16 protein-coding genes are annotated in these 17,759 nt (G+C 60.5%); 12 read left to right on the top strand and 4 right to left on the bottom strand.

Translation table 11 applies throughout. The features are described 5' to 3' along the window. Positions 1-284: 284 nt before the first annotated feature. Complete coding sequence (locus tag J4E42_RS05630) at positions 285-1,778, bottom strand: CoA-acylating methylmalonate-semialdehyde dehydrogenase (RefSeq protein ID WP_207284793.1); 1,494 nt, start codon at positions 1,776-1,778, stop codon at positions 285-287. Between the two features lie 64 nt (positions 1,779-1,842). Beyond that, on the bottom strand, positions 1,843-3,192 hold the full coding sequence (locus J4E42_RS05625; RefSeq protein ID WP_192227006.1) for an aspartate aminotransferase family protein: 1,350 nt from the start codon (positions 3,190-3,192) through the stop codon (positions 1,843-1,845). Positions 3,193-3,316: 124 nt separating this feature from the next. Between J4E42_RS05625 and J4E42_RS05620 the strand changes: the two genes are divergently transcribed. The 6 genes from J4E42_RS05620 (at position 3,317) to J4E42_RS05595 (ending at position 9,823) form a co-directional block, all read left to right on the top strand. Further along, positions 3,317-4,237, top strand: coding sequence for a LysR family transcriptional regulator (locus J4E42_RS05620; RefSeq protein ID WP_007940170.1), 921 nt, complete (start codon positions 3,317-3,319; stop codon positions 4,235-4,237). A gap of 206 nt (positions 4,238-4,443) precedes the next feature. Further along, entirely contained in the window at positions 4,444-5,094 is a 651-nt protein-coding gene (locus J4E42_RS05615; protein ID WP_008031358.1) for a TetR/AcrR family transcriptional regulator, read from the top strand. Between the two features lie 7 nt (positions 5,095-5,101). Next, positions 5,102-5,683 carry a YigZ family protein gene (locus tag J4E42_RS05610; RefSeq protein WP_207284792.1) on the top strand — a complete coding sequence of 194 codons (582 nt, stop codon included), beginning with the start codon at positions 5,102-5,104 and terminating at the stop codon, positions 5,681-5,683. Between the two features lie 530 nt (positions 5,684-6,213). Then, positions 6,214-7,779 carry an ABC transporter ATP-binding protein gene (locus J4E42_RS05605; RefSeq protein ID WP_207284791.1) on the top strand — a complete coding sequence of 522 codons (1,566 nt, stop codon included), beginning with the start codon at positions 6,214-6,216 and terminating at the stop codon, positions 7,777-7,779. Between the two features lie 11 nt (positions 7,780-7,790). Further along, positions 7,791-8,897, top strand: coding sequence for an ABC transporter permease (locus tag J4E42_RS05600; RefSeq protein WP_207284790.1), 1,107 nt, complete (start codon positions 7,791-7,793; stop codon positions 8,895-8,897). After that, positions 8,897-9,823, top strand: coding sequence for an ABC transporter permease (locus J4E42_RS05595; RefSeq protein WP_008031350.1), 927 nt, complete (start codon positions 8,897-8,899; stop codon positions 9,821-9,823). Before J4E42_RS05600 ends, J4E42_RS05595 begins: the two co-directional genes overlap by 1 nt. A gap of 49 nt (positions 9,824-9,872) precedes the next feature. Here J4E42_RS05595 and J4E42_RS05590 read toward each other — a convergent pair whose 3' ends face one another. Further along, positions 9,873-10,304, bottom strand: a complete 432-nt coding sequence (locus J4E42_RS05590; protein ID WP_207284789.1) for a hypothetical protein — start codon at positions 10,302-10,304, stop codon at positions 9,873-9,875. Between the two features lie 82 nt (positions 10,305-10,386). Here J4E42_RS05590 and J4E42_RS05585 point away from each other — a divergent pair, with 82 nt between their 5' ends. From J4E42_RS05585 to J4E42_RS05560, 6 genes are all read left to right on the top strand, one after another. Further along, a complete protein-coding gene (locus J4E42_RS05585) occupies positions 10,387-10,737 on the top strand; it encodes a MerR family transcriptional regulator (protein ID WP_008038769.1) in 351 nt (116 codons plus the stop codon). Positions 10,738-10,762: 25 nt separating this feature from the next. Then, positions 10,763-11,449 carry an SDR family oxidoreductase gene (locus J4E42_RS05580; RefSeq protein ID WP_207284788.1) on the top strand — a complete coding sequence of 229 codons (687 nt, stop codon included), beginning with the start codon at positions 10,763-10,765 and terminating at the stop codon, positions 11,447-11,449. 259 nt (positions 11,450-11,708) lie between these two features. Further along, positions 11,709-13,067: an 8-oxoguanine deaminase gene (locus J4E42_RS05575; protein WP_207284787.1), complete on the top strand. Its 1,359-nt coding sequence runs from the start codon at positions 11,709-11,711 to the stop codon at positions 13,065-13,067. Between the two features lie 351 nt (positions 13,068-13,418). After that, positions 13,419-14,501, top strand: a complete 1,083-nt coding sequence (locus J4E42_RS05570; RefSeq protein ID WP_008038766.1) for a BMP family ABC transporter substrate-binding protein — start codon at positions 13,419-13,421, stop codon at positions 14,499-14,501. A gap of 140 nt (positions 14,502-14,641) precedes the next feature. Continuing rightward, positions 14,642-15,607, top strand: a complete 966-nt coding sequence (locus J4E42_RS05565; RefSeq protein ID WP_207284786.1) for an isopenicillin N synthase family oxygenase — start codon at positions 14,642-14,644, stop codon at positions 15,605-15,607. 81 nt (positions 15,608-15,688) lie between these two features. Beyond that, positions 15,689-16,642, top strand: a complete 954-nt coding sequence (locus J4E42_RS05560) for an adenosine deaminase (protein ID WP_008031333.1) — start codon at positions 15,689-15,691, stop codon at positions 16,640-16,642. 125 nt (positions 16,643-16,767) lie between these two features. Here the strand turns inward: J4E42_RS05560 and J4E42_RS05555 are convergent, their stop codons facing one another. Further along, entirely contained in the window at positions 16,768-17,502 is a 735-nt protein-coding gene (locus J4E42_RS05555) for a helix-turn-helix transcriptional regulator (protein ID WP_008038764.1), read from the bottom strand. Between the last annotated feature and the right edge of the window lie 257 nt (positions 17,503-17,759).

Raw genomic sequence — 17,759 nt, 5'->3', positions numbered from 1 at the left:
CTCTCCGCTTTCGACCGAGAAGATCGAACCGTCAAAAGAGCCAAACAACACCGCTCTTTCAACTCCTTCTGGGCTTCGATGATCTGAAGCAACTCGCTGTCGAAAACTGCGTAACTCATTGTTTACCAAGGAGTTTTCCGTTTCGACTGCGCCGGAAGTGGGGCGAATTATAGACTTCCAGAATCTGCCGTCAACACCTATTTTCACATTTCTGTCATACGGGTCAAAAAAGCCCGAAAACACGAAGGCCGAGCCCCAAGGGGCTCGGCCTTCTTCCCTTCTACTTACAAGCTAGGGAATGCGAATTGCGATGCCTCATGGCTCGCACGCTGTGGCCAGCGCTGAGTAATGGCCTTGCGACGGGTGTAGAAGCGCACGCCATCCGGGCCATACGCATGCAGATCGCCGAACAGCGAACGCTTCCAGCCGCCAAAGCTGTGATAAGCCACCGGCACCGGCAACGGCACGTTGACGCCAACCATGCCGACTTCGATCTCATCGCAGAACAACCGCGCCGCTTCCCCATCACGGGTAAAGATGCAGGTGCCGTTGCCATACTCGTGATCGTTGATCAGCTGCATCGCCTCTTCCAGGCTGTTTACCCGGACAACGCACAGCACTGGCCCAAAGATCTCTTCTTTATAGATACGCATCTCTGGCGTGACGTTATCGAACAGGCAACCGCCCAGGAAGAAACCTTCTTCATGACCGGCGACGCTCAGACCACGACCATCCACGACCAGGGTTGCACCGGAGGCAACGCCGTCTTCTACATAGCCACTGACTTTGTCACGAGCCTGACCGGTAACCAACGGCCCCATGTCCAGACCACAAGTGGTACCTGCGCCAATCTTCAATGCCTTGATCTGCGGAATCAGCTTGGCCACCAACGCATCGGCCACCTGGTCGCCAACACACACGGCTACCGAAATCGCCATGCAACGCTCGCCGCAGGAACCGTACGCCGCACCCATCAGAGCGCTGACGGCGTTATCCAGATCCGCATCCGGCATCAGCACCGCGTGGTTCTTCGCGCCGCCCAGTGCCTGAACGCGTTTGCCGCGCTTGGTGCCTTCGGCGTAGATGTATTCGGCAATCGGCGTCGAACCGACAAAGCTCAACGCTTTGACTTCCGGCGCTTCGATCAGCGCGTCCACTGCAGCCTTGTCACCATGCACCACGCTCAACACGCCTTTCGGCAGACCGGCTTCCAGCAACAACTGAGCGATCAACAGCGTCGAGCTTGGATCACGCTCGGAAGGTTTGAGGATGAAGCAGTTGCCGCAGACGATTGCCAGCGGATACATCCACAGCGGCACCATCGCAGGGAAGTTGAACGGAGTAATACCGGCGACCACGCCCAATGGCTGGAAGTCCGACCAGGCATCAATGTTCGGGCCGACGTTACGGCTGTACTCGCCCTTGAGGATTTCCGGTGCCGCGCACGCGAACTCGACGTTCTCGATACCGCGCTTCAATTCACCGGCAGCATCTTCCAGCGTCTTGCCGTGTTCTTCGCTGATCAGTTGGGCGATACGTGCTTCGTTCTGTTCCAGCAGTTGCTTGAAGCGGAACATTACCTGCGCACGTTTGGCCGGCGGAGTATTGCGCCAGGCCGGGAACGCAGCCTTGGCCGAGTCGATGGCTTTCTGGATGGTTTCGCGGCTGGCCAATGGCAGTTTGTGAATCGCCTGGCCAGTAGACGGGTTGAACACGTCGGCCGTGCGACCGTCTTCGGTCACCAGTTCACCGTTGATCAAATGCGGGATAAGGCTCATGCGGGGCTCCAGAAAAGTTGTCCACAGGCGCCCGTCAACGGGCGCCTCTATATAGAAGGGGAAATCAGTCGATTTTGTTCAGCACTTCGCCGACCGCGTCAAACAGACGATCAAGGTCTTGCGGCTTGCTGTTGAAGGTTGGGCCGAACTGCAGGGTGTCGCCGCCGAAGCGCACGTAGAACCCGGCTTTCCACAGTGCCATGCCCGCTTCGAACGGACGCACGATGGCATCGCCGTCACGAGGCGCGATCTGGATAGCACCGGCCAGCCCGTAGTTACGAATGTCGATGATGTTTTTCGAGCCCTTCAGGCCGTGCAGTGCATTTTCGAAATGCGGTGCGACGTCGGCCACGCTCTGCACCAGGTTTTCCTTCTGCAGCAGGTCGAGTGCGGCAAGACCAGCAGCGCAAGCCACCGGGTGCGCGGAATAGGTGTAGCCGTGCGGGAATTCCACGGCGTACTCAGGCGTCGCCTGGTTCATGAAGGTCTGGTAGATCTCGGAGCTGGCAATCACTGCGCCCATCGGGATCGCACCGTTGGTGACTTGCTTGGCGATGCACATCAGGTCCGGGGTCACGCCGAAGCTGTCAGCACCGAACATCGAACCGGTACGGCCGAAACCGGTGATCACTTCGTCGAACACCAGCAGGATGTTGTGCTGATCGCAGATCTCGCGCAGACGCTTGAGGTAGCCCTCAGGCGGAACCAGCACGCCAGCGGAACCGGCCATTGGCTCGACGAATACGGCGGCGATGTTCGAAGCGTCATGCAGCTCGATCAGTTTGAGCAACTCATCGGCCAGAGCGATACCGCCCTCTTTCGGCATGCCGCGCGAGTAGGCATTGCTCGCCAGCAAGGTGTGCGGCAGGTGATCGACGTCCATCATCGCCTGACCGAAGATTTTGCGGTTACCGTTGACGCCGCCCAGGCTGGTGCCAGCGATGTTCACACCGTGGTAACCACGGGCGCGACCGATCATTTTGGTTTTGGTCGCCTGGCCTTTCAGACGCCAGTAAGCGCGGACCATCTTCACCGCAGTGTCAGCGCACTCGGAACCCGAGTCGGTGAAGAACACGTGATTCAGATTACCCGGCGTCAGGTCGGTGATTTTCTCCGCCAGTTGGAACGACAGCGGATGACCGTACTGGAAGCCCGGCGAGTAATCGAGCGTGCCCAACTGCTTGGCAACCGCTTCCTGGATTTCCTTGCGGGTGTGCCCGGCGCCGCAGGTCCACAGACCGGACAGCGAATCGTAGACCTTGCGACCCTTGTCGTCCGTCAGCCAACTGCCTTCAGCCGCCACGATCAGTCGCGGATCGCGCTGGAAATTTCGGTTGGCGGTGTAGGGCATCCAGTGAGCATCGAGCTTGAGCTGGCTGGCCAGGGAATTCGGGGCGTTTTCAGGCAAGTTCATGGGCAAAACCTCGCAAGGCAATAAGCGGCGTGGAGATGAAAAGCGTTCTTGCAGCTAAATTGCCACGGGGATAAAGTCGGTGAAATCCAACTTTTCTAACGTTCAGTCAGGCCAGCGCTAAACTATGAGCACTCGACGCCCCGATCCGCTGGCACAAGTCAGCGACTTTGATATCCGCTTGCTGCGGATTTTTCGCAGCGTGGTGGAATGCGGCGGTTTCTCGGCGGCGGAGTCGGTGCTCGGGATCGGCCGCTCGGCGATCAGCCAGCAAATGAGCGACCTGGAACAGCGCCTCGGCCTGCGCCTGTGCCAACGAGGTCGCGCCGGGTTTTCCCTGACCGAAGAAGGTCGCGAGGTGTATCAATCGGCATTGCAGCTATTGAGTGCGCTGGAAAGTTTCCGCACCGAGGTCAACGGCCTGCACCAACACCTGCGCGGTGAATTGACCATCGGCCTGACCGACAACCTGGTCACCCTGCCCCACATGCGCATCACTCACGCGTTGGCGCAATTGAAGGAGCGCGGGCCGGACGTGCAGATTCAGATCCGCATGATCGCGCCCAATGAAGTCGAGCAAGGCGTGCTCGACGGCCGCTTGCATGTCGGCGTGGTGCCGCAGGCAAGCGCCCTGTCGGGGCTGGAATATCAGCCGCTCTACAGTGAACGTTCGCTGCTGTATTGCGCGGTTGGTCATCCGTTGTTTTATGTCGACGACAAACAACTGGATGACGAGCGCCTCAACAGTCAGGACGCCATCGCCCCGACCTTCCGCTTGCCGGCCGAGATTCAGGCGCATTACCAGGCACTCAATTGCACCGCCAGTGCGTCAGACCGCGAAGGCATGGCGTTTCTGATTCTCACCGGGCGCTACATCGGTTACCTGCCGGACCACTACGCCAGCCTCTGGGTGCAGCAAGGACGCTTGCGCGCGCTGAAACCCAAGGCGCGGTTCTATGACTTGAGCCTCGCGTCGGTCACGCGCAAGGGGCGTCGCCCGCATCTGGTGCTGGAAAGCTTCCTCGAAAGCCTGGCCGCGACCCGTTGAACAACCGAAGAAACTGTGGGAGCGAGCCTGCTCGCGATGGCGTCAGTTCAGCCACCATCAATGCTGAATGTTAAGCCGCCATCGCGAGCAGGCTCGCTCCCACAGGGATTTTGGTGGTCAGGTTTTATCGTGTCGGGACTTGTCTGGAGCCTGTGGTTGCGCTATCAACGCATTGGTTGCACCCACCCACCTGTTCGGAAGCGCCTATGACCTTTGAAGTCCCCGCTCACGGCGGCAAACCTGCCAGCCGCATTCGTCAGAAGAACGAAGAGACCATCATCAAAGCCGCCGAAGACGAGTTCGCCCGTCACGGGTTCAAAGGCACGAGCATGAACACCATCGCCCTGAATGCCGGGTTGCCCAAGGCGAACCTGCATTACTACTTCACCAATAAGCTGGGGTTGTACGTGGCGGTGTTGAGCAACATCCTGCAGTTGTGGGACAGCACTTTCAACACCCTCACCGCCGAGGATGATCCGGCCGAAGCGCTGACGCGGTACATTCGCGCCAAGATGGAATTCTCCCGCCGCCAGCCGCAAGCCTCGCGAGTCTTCGCCATGGAAGTGATCAGCGGCGGTGAGTGCCTGACCGAATATTTCAACCAGGATTACCGCGCCTGGTTCCAGGGCCGGGCGGCGGTGTTTCAAGCGTGGATCGACGCTGGCAAAATGGACCCGGTCGACCCGGTCAACCTGATCTTTCTGTTGTGGGGCAGCACCCAGCATTACGCCGACTTTGCCACGCAGATTTGCCGGGTCAGCGGCCGCACCAAGCTGACCAAGCAAGACATGGAAGACGCTGGCGACAACCTGATCCGCATCATTCTCAAAGGCTGCGGCCTGACTCCAGCCATTTAAGACTCTTATGCCTTTTACCCTCAGCGACTTTTGCGAATACCGCGAAGAGATTCGCAAAAGCCGCTTCATCACCTTCGCCGCACCGATCAGCAGCCCTGCTGAAGCCCAGGCGTTCATCGAGCAGCACAGCGATCTGAACGCCACGCACAATTGCTGGGCGTGGAAACTCGGCGCCCAATACCGCAGCACCGATGACGGAGAGCCTGGCGGCACCGCCGGGCGCCCGATTCTGGCGGCCATCGATGCACAGGATTGCGACCAGGTCGCGGTGCTGGTGATCCGCTGGTATGGCGGCATTCAACTCGGCACCGGCGGCCTCGCCCGGGCGTATGGCGGCGGCGCGAACAAGTGCCTGCAAGCGGCACCGAAAATTGAGCTGATCAGCCGCGTACCGCTGAGTTGCGCCTGCGGGTTTGGCGAACTGACGCTGGTGAAACTGCGGGTGGCCGAACTTGGCGGGTTGGTCGTGGAGGAAACGTTCACGGCCAACGGTGTGGAGCTGAAATTGGCGATGGGCGAAGCGCAGATCGACACCCTGCAAACGCAACTGGCCGATTTGAGTCGCGGGCGCATTCTGTTGCAGCGCTGAGCGCACCAACAACGCTCAACGCCCTTCCATCGATCCCGTGTATTTGCCCACATCTACTGTGCACCCGGCTGTGGATAACCTGAGCACATACCGCTGTAACCCTTCTGTCATGCGGCTTTGCGGGCATTGCTCACTTTTTGTCCAATACGCATTGAAAAAGACTAAATCCACGTAAAAACAATCAGTTAGCGTGGTTTATCGCCTTTAGAAGAAAGCCGCTCAGTGCTTATGCCCGAGCTTTGCGCTTGCGCACAAATACTGTGGAGCAATCTGTGGATAACCCGTTCATGGCTGGCGCGACCCCATATCCGGCATGGCTTGCAAAGGGTTGCTCGTTTTTTGACCAAATCGGCCTGCGCAAAACCGGAGCCTGATCTACTGCTTCGCCCTTATGTGGTGCTGCGTCGGGATCGAAATGTGGCGAAGCGGCGCGCCCGATGCCTTGGCCGGCAAGCATTTTCAATTTTCCTGACTCAATGGCCAGGAAATTGCTTTATCCACAGGCACAACTCCATCGACCCGAGCCTGTCATGCCCAACCCCGTGCCGATCCCCGACCAAACGCCTCGCCTGCAACTGCGCAGAATCAGCAAACGCTACCCGGGTTGCCTGGCCAACGATGCCATCGACCTGAGTATTGCGCCCGGCGAAATCCATGCGCTGCTCGGCGAAAACGGCGCGGGCAAAAGTACGTTGATGAAAATCATCTACGGCGTCACCCACGCTGATTCTGGCGAGATGATCTGGCAAGGCCAGCGCGTGACCATGCGCAACCCGGCTCAGGCTCGCGGTTTGGGAATCGGCATGGTGTTCCAGCACTTCTCGTTGTTCGAAACCCTCAGCGTGGCGCAAAACATTGCGCTGGCGATGGGCGCGGCGGCCGGTACACCGAAACAACTTGAGCCAAAAATTCGCGAAGTGTCCCGGCGCTACGGCATGGCATTGGAACCGGAGCGACTGGTCCACAGCCTGTCGATTGGCGAACGGCAGCGGGTGGAAATCATTCGGTGCCTGATGCAGGACATCCGTCTGCTGATTCTCGATGAGCCGACCTCGGTGCTGACCCCGCAAGAGGCCGACGAATTGTTCGTCACCCTGCGCCGGCTCGCGGCCGAGGGCTGCAGCATCCTGTTTATCAGCCACAAGCTCGGTGAAGTGCGCGCGTTGTGCCACAGCGCCACGGTGCTGCGCGGCGGTCGTGTGGCCGGGCATTGCGTGCCGGCGCAGTGCTCGGATCAGCAACTGGCGAAGTTGATGGTCGGGGAAGCGGCCGATCTGATCACCGATTACCCGAAGGTCGTGGGCGGTGATGCATTTTTGAACGTGAGCGCATTGTCGTGGCACAACCCCGATCCGTTTGGCTGCTCGCTGAAGGACATCGACCTGCACGTACGCCGTGGCGAAATCGTCGGCATCGCCGGAGTGGCAGGCAATGGCCAGGACGAGCTGCTGGCGCTGCTCAGTGGCGAACAACGCCTGCACCGCAATGACGGTGCAACCCTGCGTTTTGACGGGCAAGCGGTGGCTCATTTACCGCCGGATGCCCGTCGAAAACTCGGCTTGGCCTTCGTCCCCGCCGAACGGTTGGGTCACGGCGCGGTGCCGGAGTTGAGCCTGGCCGACAACGCCCTGCTCAGCGCCTTTCAACAAGGCCTGGTGCGCAACGGGCTGATTCGGCGGACCAAGGTTAAAGCGCTGGCCGAAGAAATCATCCGCCGCTTCGGCGTCAAGACACCCGATGCGCAAACGCCGGCCCGCAGTCTGTCCGGTGGCAACTTGCAGAAATTCATCCTCGGTCGGGAAATTCTTCAGCAACCGAAATTACTGGTGGCCGCGCACCCGACCTGGGGCGTGGACGTCGGCGCCGCCGCGACCATTCACCGCGCGCTGATTGCCTTGCGCGATGCCGGCGCAGCGATCCTGGTGATCTCCGAAGACCTCGATGAACTGTTCCAGATCAGCGACCGCCTCGGCGCCTTGTGCAGCGGACGCTTGTCGCCGCTCAGGGCGACCGTCGACACCCGCCTGATCGACGTCGGCGGCTGGATGGCCGGCCAGTTCGACGCCCCTCAATCACTTGCCCCCGCAACGGTTTAACGGAGTTTCACATGCTGCTTTCCCTCGAACCCCGTGGCCAGCAATCGCGCCTGATGCTGTGGTGCTCGCCGTTACTGGCGGCGGCCCTGACATTGGGCTGCGGCTCGCTGCTGTTTATCGCGTTGGGCCATGACCCGTTGCTGACCTTGCACACCTTGCTGATCGCCCCGGTCAGCGACTTGTATGGCGTCTCCGAATTGTTGGTCAAGGCGCTGCCGATTCTGCTCTGCGCCTTGGGTCTGGCCGTGGCGTATCAGGCGCGGATCTGGAACATCGGCGCCGAAGGCCAGTTGCTGCTCGGCGCGCTGGCCGGCAGTGCGTTGGCGGTGAACCTCATCGGTCTGCAAAGTCGCTGGGCATTGGTGTTGATCCTGCTCGTAGGCACGCTGGCCGGCGCGGCGTGGGCCGGGCTGACGGCGTGGTTGCGCACGCGCTTCAACGCCAACGAAATCCTCACCAGCATCATGCTCAATTACATCGCCCTGAACCTGTTGTTGTTCTGCGTGCACGGGCCACTGAAGGATCCGGCCGGGTTCAACTTTCCGGAGTCGGCGATGTTCGGCGATGCCAGCCGTTTACCGTTGTTGATGGAGGACGGTCGGGGGCATGCCGGCGTTTATTTTGCCCTGCTCGCGTTGGTGACTGTGTGGGTGTTGCTGCAGAAAAGCTTTGTCGGGTTCCAGATCAAAGTGCTCGGGCTGGACAAGCGTGCGGCGGGTTTTGTCGGGTTCCGCGAGAAACGGCTGATCTGGCTGGCGCTGTTGGTCAGCGGCGGATTGGCGGGGCTGGCCGGCGTGTGTGAAGTCACCGGGCCGATTGGTCAGTTGGTGCCGCAAGTCTCGCCCGGCTATGGCTACGCCGCGATCACCGTGGCATTTCTCGGGCGGCTCAATCCGATCGGCATTCTGTTTTCCAGCCTGTTGATGGCATTGCTGTACATCGGTGGCGAGAACGCGCAGATGAGCATGAATCTGCCGCAAGCGATCACGCAATTGTTCCAGGGCATGATGCTGTTTTTCCTGCTGGCCAGTGACGTGCTGATTCTCTACCGACCGCGTTTGCATTTGCGCTGGACGCGTCGTGCATCAGCCACCGTCGTACAAGCAGGAGCGCTGTGATGGATATCGATCTGTTGAGCAATATTTTCTACGCAATGGTGCGCTGCGGCACGCCGTTGCTGTTGGTGGCGCTGGGTGAATTGATTTGTGAGAAGAGCGGCGTCCTCAACCTCGGCCAGGAAGGCATGATGCTGTTTGGCGCGGTGATCGGTTTTATCGTCGCGCTGAACAGCGGCAACCTGTGGCTGGGCGTGTTGCTGGCGATGCTCGCCGGAATGTTGCTGTCGTCGCTGTTTGCGTTGGTGGCGCTGGTGTTCAACGCCAATCAGGTGGCCACCGGGTTGGCGCTGACGATCTTTGGTGTGGGCCTGTCGACCTTTGTCGGTGCGGCGTGGGTCGGTAAACCGCTGGCGGGTTTTGAGCCGGTGGCGATCCCTTTACTCAGCGAAATCCCGCTGATCGGGCGGATGCTGTTTGCACAGGATCTGCTGGTGTATCTGTCGTTCGCGTTGTTTGCGCTGGTGGCGTGGGTGATTGTGAAAAGTCGTGTCGGGCTGATCATTCAGGCCGTCGGCGAAAACCCGGATGCGGCCAGTGCGATGGGCTTGCCGGTGTTGGGCGTACGGACGCTGGCGGTGCTGTTCGGCGGCGCGATGGCGGGGTTGGCCGGGGCGTATCTGTCGCTGGCCTACACGCCGATGTGGGCGGAGAACATGAGCGCCGGTCGCGGCTGGATTGCCCTGGCGCTGGTGGTGTTTGCCAGTTGGCGGGTGTGGCGATTGCTGCTGGGGGCGTATCTGTTCGGGCTCGCCAGCATCCTGCACCTGGTGGCGCAGGGGTTGGGGCTGGCGATCCCGTCGAGTCTGCTGGCGATGCTGCCGTATGTCGCGACGATTGTGGTGTTGGTGCTGCTGTCGCGGGATGCCGTGCGCACACGGTTGTATGCGCCGGTGTCGTTGGGGCAGCCTTGGCAGGGTGGGCATTAGGGGTTGTCTGCTCCGGCCCCTTCGCGGGCAAGCCTCGCTCCTACGGGTGTTATGCAAATCCTGTAGGAGCGTGGCTTGCCCGCGAAGGCGTCCGCACTGGCAACACCTGAGCCACGCCCCACACCAATTCAAAAACCAGAAAAATCACCAACAGCGAACTGGCGCCATGGAGCAAGGCATAGAGCTGCCAAGTAGAGAACAGGAATCTGCCCACCGCGTCATACCGGCCATAAACCTGCTGCGGATCACGAATCCGCAGCACCGACCACACGCACACGATCGAGCCCAACAGGTTCGCCATCAACATGTGCATCGGCTCAAACGCCGGCAGTTCGCCGGGCAAATCCAAAGCCTGACTCAAACCCGCCAACAACCCATGCAACGCAGTAAAACTCCACGGCGTGACAAACGCCGCCGTCACGATCAAGTCATACCAGGCGCTGCCCCGCACCACGCGGCGATATTGCGTTGAAGTCCACATCGGCACTGCTCCATAAATTCAGGGAGCAACAAGCCTAAAGCCTGGAGTATGCTCCAGGGTCAAGCCCTCTCGAGACATCAACATGCGCATCGGTGAATTAGCCCAGGCCAGCGCCGTCAGCCGCGACACGCTGCGCTTCTACGAGCAGCGCGGATTGATCGCGGCGCAACGCAGCGCCAACGGTTATCGCGAATATCCGGATGACATGGTGCAACTGGTGCTCTACATCAAGACCGCTCAACGGCTGGGCTTTACCCTCGGCGAGATCGGCAACAGCGTCGCCGCGTTGTGGCGGTCGCCCGATCCGGACAGCGCCGTCACGCAATTGCTGCAAGACAAACTCAAACTGATCGAAACCCGAATGGACGAACTCGGCGCGTTGCGCAACGAGCTGCAACAACGGCTCGGGCAACGTTGTCCATTAAATCCGTGATCCTCATTCATCAAGGAAGCCACACATGTCCAAGGCAAAAACCGCACTCATCATCGGCGCCTCCCGGGGCCTGGGCCTCGGTCTGGTGAAAACCCTGCTGGCCGACGGCTGGCAAGTCACCGCCACCGTGCGCAACCCGCAGAACGCCGACGCCTTGCAGGCGCTGGGCAAGGTGCGGATCGAAAAACTCGACATGGATGATCAGCAGGCCGTCATTGCCCTGAGTCAGCAACTCAAGGGCGAAGTGTTTGATCTGTTGTTCGTGAATGCCGGCGTAAAAGGCCCTGACGTGCAGACGCCGGGCGGTGCGACGCTGGCGGAAGTGGGTCAGTTGTTCTTCACCAATGCGGTGGCGCCGATCAACCTGGCTCAGCGGTTTGCCGGGCAGATTCGCCCGGACAGCGGCGTGCTGGCGTTCATGAGTTCGGTGCTCGGCAGCGTGACCATGCCGGACGCGCCGGAACTGGCGTTGTACAAGGCGAGCAAGGCTGCATTGAACTCGATGACCAACAGCTTTGTGACGCAATTGGGCGATCAGAAACTGACGGTGCTGTCGCTGCATCCGGGCTGGGTGAAAACCGACATGGGCGGTGAAGGCGCCGATATCGACGTGGAAACCAGTGTGCGTGGGTTGGTGGATCAGGTGAATGCGTACACCGGCAAGGGTGGGCACCACTTCGTGAACTACAGGGGTGAAAACATTCCCTGGTAAACCCCGTCAATCCACTGTGGGAGCGAGCCTGCTCGCGATGGAGTGTCAGTCGACGCCGATGCAGCTGACCCACCATCGCGAGCAGGCTCGCTCCCACAGGTACGCGTTCCACACGAGGTTCAGTCGTCCGGCCGGACTTGCCTGCAACTGGGTTTTGTTTGAAACTGCGCACCTCGTCCTCGCGGCGACCCTGGATCAGCAGACAGGGTAATCACTGAGCTGGCTAACCTGAACCCAACTTTCAGAGGAGCCGGCCAACATGCCTGCGACCCGTACCTGGTTAAAAAATCCCCTCGCAATCTTCACTGCCAATGGCCTCGATGCCCGTGGCGGCCTGGTTGTGCAAGACGGCTTGATCGTCGAAGTGCTCGCCGCCGGCCAGCAACCGTCCGCCCCCTGTGGACAAGTATTCGATGCTCGCGAGCATGTGATCCTGCCGGGGCTGATCAACACTCATCACCACTTCTATCAAACCCTGACCCGCGCCTGGGCGCCGGTGGTCAATCAGCCGTTGTTCCCTTGGCTGAAAACCCTGTACCCGGTCTGGGCACGTCTCACCCCTGAAAAACTCGCCCTTGCCACGAAAGTCGCGCTGGCCGAGTTGCTGCTGTCCGGCTGCACCACCGCAGCCGATCACCATTACCTGTTCCCGAAAGGCCTGGAAAACGCCATAGACGTGCAAGTCGAAAGCGTCCGCGACCTTGGCATGCGCGCCATGCTGACGCGCGGCTCCATGAGCCTGGGCGAGAAGGACGGCGGCCTGCCGCCGCAGCAGACCGTGCAGGAAGGCGAAGTGATCCTCGACGACAGTCAGCGCCTGATCGCCGAGTACCACGAGCGTGGTGATGGCGCGCAAATCCAGATCGCCCTGGCGCCGTGCTCACCGTTTTCGGTGACCCCGGAGATCATGTCTGCCAGCGCCGAACTGGCAAACAAACTCGACGTGCGCCTGCACACGCACCTGGCGGAAACCCTCGACGAAGAAGACTTCTGCCTGCAACGCTTCGGCCTGCGCACCGTGGATTATCTGGACAGCGTCGGCTGGCTCGGCCCGCGCACGTGGCTGGCGCATGGCATCCACTTCAACCCGGATGAAATCGCCCGCCTCGGCGCGGCCGGCACTGGCATTTGCCATTGCCCGAGCTCGAACATGCGCCTCGCGTCCGGCATCTGCCCGACGCTGGAGCTGACCGCCGCCGGCGCGTTGCTGGGCCTCGGCGTGGATGGCTCGGCGTCCAACGATGCGTCGAACATGATGCTCGAAACCCGTCAGGCGCTGTACATCCAGCGGCTGCGTTATGGCGCCGAGAAGATCACGCCGGAATTGGTGCTGGGGTGGGCGACCAAGGGTTCGGCGAGTTTGCTCGGGCGCACCGATATCGGTGAACTGGCGGCGGGCAAGCAGGCGGACCTGGCGTTGTTCAAGCTGGATGAGCTGCGGTTTTCCGGTAGCCATGACCCGGTTTCGGCATTGCTGTTATGTGGTGCGGATCGGGCGGATCGGGTGATGGTAGGAGGCAAGTGGCGAGTGATCGACGGGCAGGTTGAGGGGCTGGATCTCAAAGGCTTGATCGCCGATCACAGCCAGGCGGCCCGGCAGTTGATCGCGGGCGTCTGATCGGACGCCTTCGCCGGCAAGCCGGCTCCTACAGGTTATGCGCGATAACTGTAGGAGCCGGCTTGCCGGCGATGCTTTTTAAAGCCCCAATGGCGATGTTGACCACCGACTGACTGCGGGCGTTTCGTGACACCTCAGCGCACCAGTGGATGGCAGCCGGTTTGGCCTGTGCACTTTATTGGCCTTGTGGGCCTCTTCGCGGGCAAGCCTCGCTCCTACAAAAGCAACGCCGACCTGTAGGAGCGAGGCTTGCCCGCGAAGGCCATCGCACGGCTTTGGATATTTGTTGTCCTGTTGGTCAGCAATTTGCATTACCCCCTCCAACCTCAAAACAAAATGGAGTGGGAATTCATGCATAAACGTCCGTTGAAGAAGCTGCTGTGCGCCGTCGCTGCAACCTTCGGTCTGAGCGCCAGCCTGACCGCCAGCGCCGCTGACCCGCTGAAAGTCGGCTTCGTCTACATCGGCCCGATCGGTGATCATGGCTGGACGTATCAGCATGAACAGGGACGCAAGGCGCTGGCCGAAAAATTCGGCTCGCAGATCACCACCCAGTATGTGGAAAACGTCGCCGAAGGCGCCGACGCCGAGCGGGTGATCCGCAACATGGCCAAGGACAACTACGACCTGATCTTCACCACCTCCTTCGGCTACATGAACCCGACCCTGAAAGTCGCGAAACAGTTTCCCAAGGTGACCTTCGAGCACGCCACCGGCTACAAGCAGGACAAGAACCTCGGCACCTACCTGGCGCGCACCTATGAAGGTCGCTACGTCGGCGGCTTCCTCGCGGCGAAAATGACCAAGACCAAAAAGATCGGCTACGTCGCCTCGTTCCCGATTCCGGAAGTGATCCGCGACATCAACGCCATTCAACTGGCCCTGAACAAATACAACCCCGGTACCGAGATCAAAGTGGTGTGGGTCAATTCCTGGTTCGACCCGGGCAAGGAAGCCGACGCCGCCAACGCGTTGATCGATCAAGGCGTGGATGTAGTGTTCCAGCACACCGACAGCCCGGCGCCGATCCAGGCCGCCGAGCGTCGAGGGGTGTATGCCGTGGGCTACGCTTCGGACATGGCGCACTTCGGGCCGAAAGCGGTGTTGACCTCGATCGTCAACGACTGGGCTCCGCACTACATTCAGGCGACCCAAAGCGTGATCGAGCATGCGTGGAAGTCGCAGGATTACTGGGGCGGCTTGAAGGAAGGCACGGTTGAACTACCGATCAGCGACCTCGTGCCGGCGCCGGTGAAAGCCGAGGCCGAACAGATCATCGCGGACATCAAGAGCGGTGCGTTGCATCCGTTTACCGGGCCGATCAAGGATCAGGCGGGCGTGGAGAAAATTGCGGCGGGCGCGACGGCGAGCAACGCGGAACTGGCCTCGATGAATTACTACGTTGAAGGCATGAAGGCCGAGATACCGAAGTAACCCTCAGCCCAACACAACCCCCTGTAGGAGCCGGCTTGCCGGCGATGAGGCCATAAAATTCAACATCAATGTTGAACAGGACGCCGCCATCGCTGACAAGCCAGCTCCTACAAAAGCTCATTCCATCTCAGGAACGCAGTATGAACAGCCTCCCCATCATCGACATCGCCCCGCTCTACAGCGATGACCAGACCGCCTGGCAATCCGTCGCCACACACATCGACCGCGCCTGCCGCGAGTGGGGCTTTTTCTACATCAAGGGTCACCCGATCAGTGCCGCACGTATCGACGCCGTGCTTGATCACGCCCGACGCTTCTTCGCCCTGCCCGCCGCCGAAAAGCTCAGCATCGATATCACCCAGACCCGACACCATCGCGGTTACGGCGCCATCGCCACCGAACAGCTCGACCCGAGCAAGCCCAGCGACCTGAAAGAAACCTTCGACATGGGCCTGCACCTGCCGGCCGATCACCCGCAAGTGCTGGCAGAAAAACCGCTGCGCGGTCCCAACCGTCATCCCTCGATGCCCGGTTGGGAAGCGCTGATGGAGCAGCACTACGTCGACATGCAGGCGCTAGCTCAAACCCTGTTGCGCGCGATGACGATGGCGCTGAACATCGAGCGCGACTTCTTTGACACGCGCTTCCATGAACCGGTCAGCGTGCTGCGGATGATCCACTACCCGCCGCGCCACACCGCCAGCTCCGCAGATCAGCAAGGCGCCGGTGCCCACACCGATTACGGCTGCATCACCCTGCTGTATCAGGACGCGGCCGGTGGCCTGCAAGTGCGCAACGTCAAAGGTGACTGGATAGACGCCCCGCCCATCGAAGGCACTTTCGTGGTCAACCTCGGCGACATGATGGCGCGCTGGAGCAACGACCGTTATCTGTCGACGCCGCACCGGGTGATCAGCCCGTTGGGTGTGGACCGTTACTCGATGCCGTTCTTCGCCGAGCCGCACCCCGACACGCGCATCGAATGCCTGCCCGGTTGTCAGGATGCCCTTCACCCGGCGAAATACCCGGTCACCACCTGCGCCGAATTCCTGCTCTCGCGCTTCGCCGACACCTATGCTTATCGGCGAGAGCAAGAGGCGGGGTAATGAACCTCTTGGTCAGGTTTTACCAATTGTTGCAGTCAGCACCTGTAGAATGCCGGCATTGCACCTGATGAGATTTCAACAATGTACGATTGGCTGAACGCCCTGCCCAAGGCAGAACTGCACTTGCACCTGGAGGGTTCGCTGGAGCCCGAGTTGCTGTTCGCCCTGGCCGAACGCAACAAGATCGCCCTGCCGTGGAGCGATGTCGAAACCCTGCGCAAGGCGTACGCCTTCAACAACCTGCAAGAGTTTCTCGACCTGTATTACCAGGGCGCCGACGTGCTGCGCACTTCGCAGGATTTCTACGACCTGACCTGGGCGTACCTGTTGCGTTGCAAGGCGCAGAACGTGATTCACACCGAACCGTTCTTCGACCCGCAGACCCACACCGACCGTGGCATCCCGTTCGAAGTGGTGCTCAACGGCATCGCCGCCGCACTGAAGGATGGCGAGCAGCAACTGGGCATCACCAGCGGTTTGATCCTGAGTTTCCTGCGTCACTTGAGCGAAGAACAAGCGCAGAAAACCCTCGATCAGGCGCTGCCGTTCCGCGATGCGTTTGTGGCCGTCGGCCTGGACAGTTCGGAAATGGGTCACCCGCCGAGCAAGTTCCAGCGCGTGTTTGATCGCGCCCGCCACGAAGGCTTCCTGACCGTCGCCCACGCCGGTGAAGAAGGCCCGCCCGAGTACATCTGGGAAGCCCTCGACCTGTTGAAAATCCAGCGCATCGACCATGGCGTGCGCGCCATCGAAGACGAGCGCCTGATGCAGCGGATCATCGACGAGCAGATCCCGTTGACCGTGTGCCCGTTGTCGAACACCAAGCTCTGCGTGTTCGATCACATGTCCCAGCACAACATTCTCGACATGCTTGAGCGCGGCGTGAAAGTCACGGTGAACTCGGACGACCCGGCGTACTTCGGCGGGTATGTGACCGAGAACTTCCATGCGCTGTACACCGATCTGGGCATGACCCAGGATCAGGCCAAACGCCTGGCGCAAAACAGCCTGGATGCGCGGTTGGTCAAACCCTAAGCCACACCGAAAAACCCTGTGGGAGCTGGCTTGCCAGCGATGACGGACTCACATTCAGCATTGATGTTGAATGTGAAGGCCTCATCGCTGGCAAGCCAGCTCCTACAGGGTCCACGTTTCGTCGACTACAACGCCATTTCCAGCTCGGTTTCCTTGGCGAAGCGATGGATTTCACGCTGCCCCGTCGCGGTGACGTGCAAGGCTCGCGAATCGTTCGGCAAACTCAGCCAGCCGGACTGCATGAACAATTGCAGCAACGCCGCGCCGAGTGAACCGCCCATGTGCGGACGTCTTTCGCTCCAGTCGGGGCAAGCGCAAGCGGCTCGACGGGTGCTGTGCGCCAGCGCCTGGACGTACACACCGCGCTTGGCCAATTGCGTGGCGCCCTTGTGGGTGATCGACACCCGCTGCTCGAACTGTTCGATCCAACCCGTATCCAGCAAACGCTGGTAAAGATCGGCGGCCAAAGTGCCCCCCAAATGATCGTCGCAGAGTCGTGCGCGCAACAGCGACGAAGGTGCCGCCTGAGGTTTGGAGAGAGGTGCGGCGCGTTTGAAAACGTCCGGCATGCCCCGGGGCGTGCTGGCAATCGTCGCACTGGCCAGTGCTTCTATCGCAGCGCCGACTTCGGGCGCGGCCAGGCGAAAAAACCGCTTGCGGCCACGGGTTTCGACTTTCAACAGACCTCCGGCGGACAAACGCCCCAGGTGTGCACTGGCCGAAGACGGTGACAGGCCGGCCAGCAAGGCCAGCTCTTCGGTTTGTCGCGCAGAGCCGTCCATCAAGGCCCACATCATTGCGCTGCGCTTTGGGTCAGCCAGCAACGTGGCGATCTGGCTGATGCAAGGTGCATGTTCCATGTATTCACTCCCTGTTGAATCGTTTCGTCTACTGCTCAGAGACATCTTGACCAGTAATGTGTCGTCGGCCAAGACGCGGAAACCGCGACAACCCGGGCAAAGCCACCCACTCACACAAGCCATTGCCTTGAGGGTTTTGCAAAGGCTCGGCGATCGACTGCGGGCCTGGCCGACTCGAACGCGGACTCGCCAAGGCGAGATCGACCGTGCGTACCTGAGGCGAGCGCTAGTATATGCGTGTTAACCGTCGGTTCCTG

Source organism: Pseudomonas sp. FW300-N2A2, from assembly GCF_017351735.1.
In the GTDB taxonomy this organism is placed as follows: Bacteria; Pseudomonadota; Gammaproteobacteria; order Pseudomonadales; family Pseudomonadaceae; genus Aquipseudomonas; species Aquipseudomonas migulae.
The sequence above is the reverse complement of the archived record's forward strand: the minus strand, read 5'-3'. Positions and strand labels throughout refer to the sequence as shown.

Bases quoted from the DNA above. Each gene is read 5' to 3' on its own strand.
- J4E42_RS05630 (WP_207284793.1), bottom strand. From the start codon at position 1,778: ATGAGCCTTATCCCGCATTTGATCAACGGTGAACTGGTGACCGAAGAC.
- J4E42_RS05575 (WP_207284787.1), top strand. From the start codon at position 11,709: ATGCCTGCGACCCGTACCTGGTTAAAAAATCCCCTCGCAATCTTCACT.
- J4E42_RS05580 (WP_207284788.1), top strand. From the start codon at position 10,763: ATGTCCAAGGCAAAAACCGCACTCATCATCGGCGCCTCCCGGGGCCTG.
- J4E42_RS05595 (WP_008031350.1), top strand. From the start codon at position 8,897: ATGGATATCGATCTGTTGAGCAATATTTTCTACGCAATGGTGCGCTGC.
- J4E42_RS05555 (WP_008038764.1), bottom strand. From the start codon at position 17,502: ATGGAACATGCACCTTGCATCAGCCAGATCGCCACGTTGCTGGCTGAC.
- J4E42_RS05560 (WP_008031333.1), top strand. From the start codon at position 15,689: ATGTACGATTGGCTGAACGCCCTGCCCAAGGCAGAACTGCACTTGCAC.
- J4E42_RS05600 (WP_207284790.1), top strand. From the start codon at position 7,791: ATGCTGCTTTCCCTCGAACCCCGTGGCCAGCAATCGCGCCTGATGCTG.
- J4E42_RS05605 (WP_207284791.1), top strand. From the start codon at position 6,214: ATGCCCAACCCCGTGCCGATCCCCGACCAAACGCCTCGCCTGCAACTG.
- J4E42_RS05570 (WP_008038766.1), top strand. From the start codon at position 13,419: ATGCATAAACGTCCGTTGAAGAAGCTGCTGTGCGCCGTCGCTGCAACC.
- J4E42_RS05625 (WP_192227006.1), bottom strand. From the start codon at position 3,192: ATGAACTTGCCTGAAAACGCCCCGAATTCCCTGGCCAGCCAGCTCAAG.
- J4E42_RS05585 (WP_008038769.1), top strand. From the start codon at position 10,387: ATGCGCATCGGTGAATTAGCCCAGGCCAGCGCCGTCAGCCGCGACACG.
- J4E42_RS05590 (WP_207284789.1), bottom strand. From the start codon at position 10,304: ATGTGGACTTCAACGCAATATCGCCGCGTGGTGCGGGGCAGCGCCTGG.
- J4E42_RS05565 (WP_207284786.1), top strand. From the start codon at position 14,642: ATGAACAGCCTCCCCATCATCGACATCGCCCCGCTCTACAGCGATGAC.
- J4E42_RS05615 (WP_008031358.1), top strand. From the start codon at position 4,444: ATGACCTTTGAAGTCCCCGCTCACGGCGGCAAACCTGCCAGCCGCATT.
- J4E42_RS05610 (WP_207284792.1), top strand. From the start codon at position 5,102: ATGCCTTTTACCCTCAGCGACTTTTGCGAATACCGCGAAGAGATTCGC.
- J4E42_RS05620 (WP_007940170.1), top strand. From the start codon at position 3,317: ATGAGCACTCGACGCCCCGATCCGCTGGCACAAGTCAGCGACTTTGAT.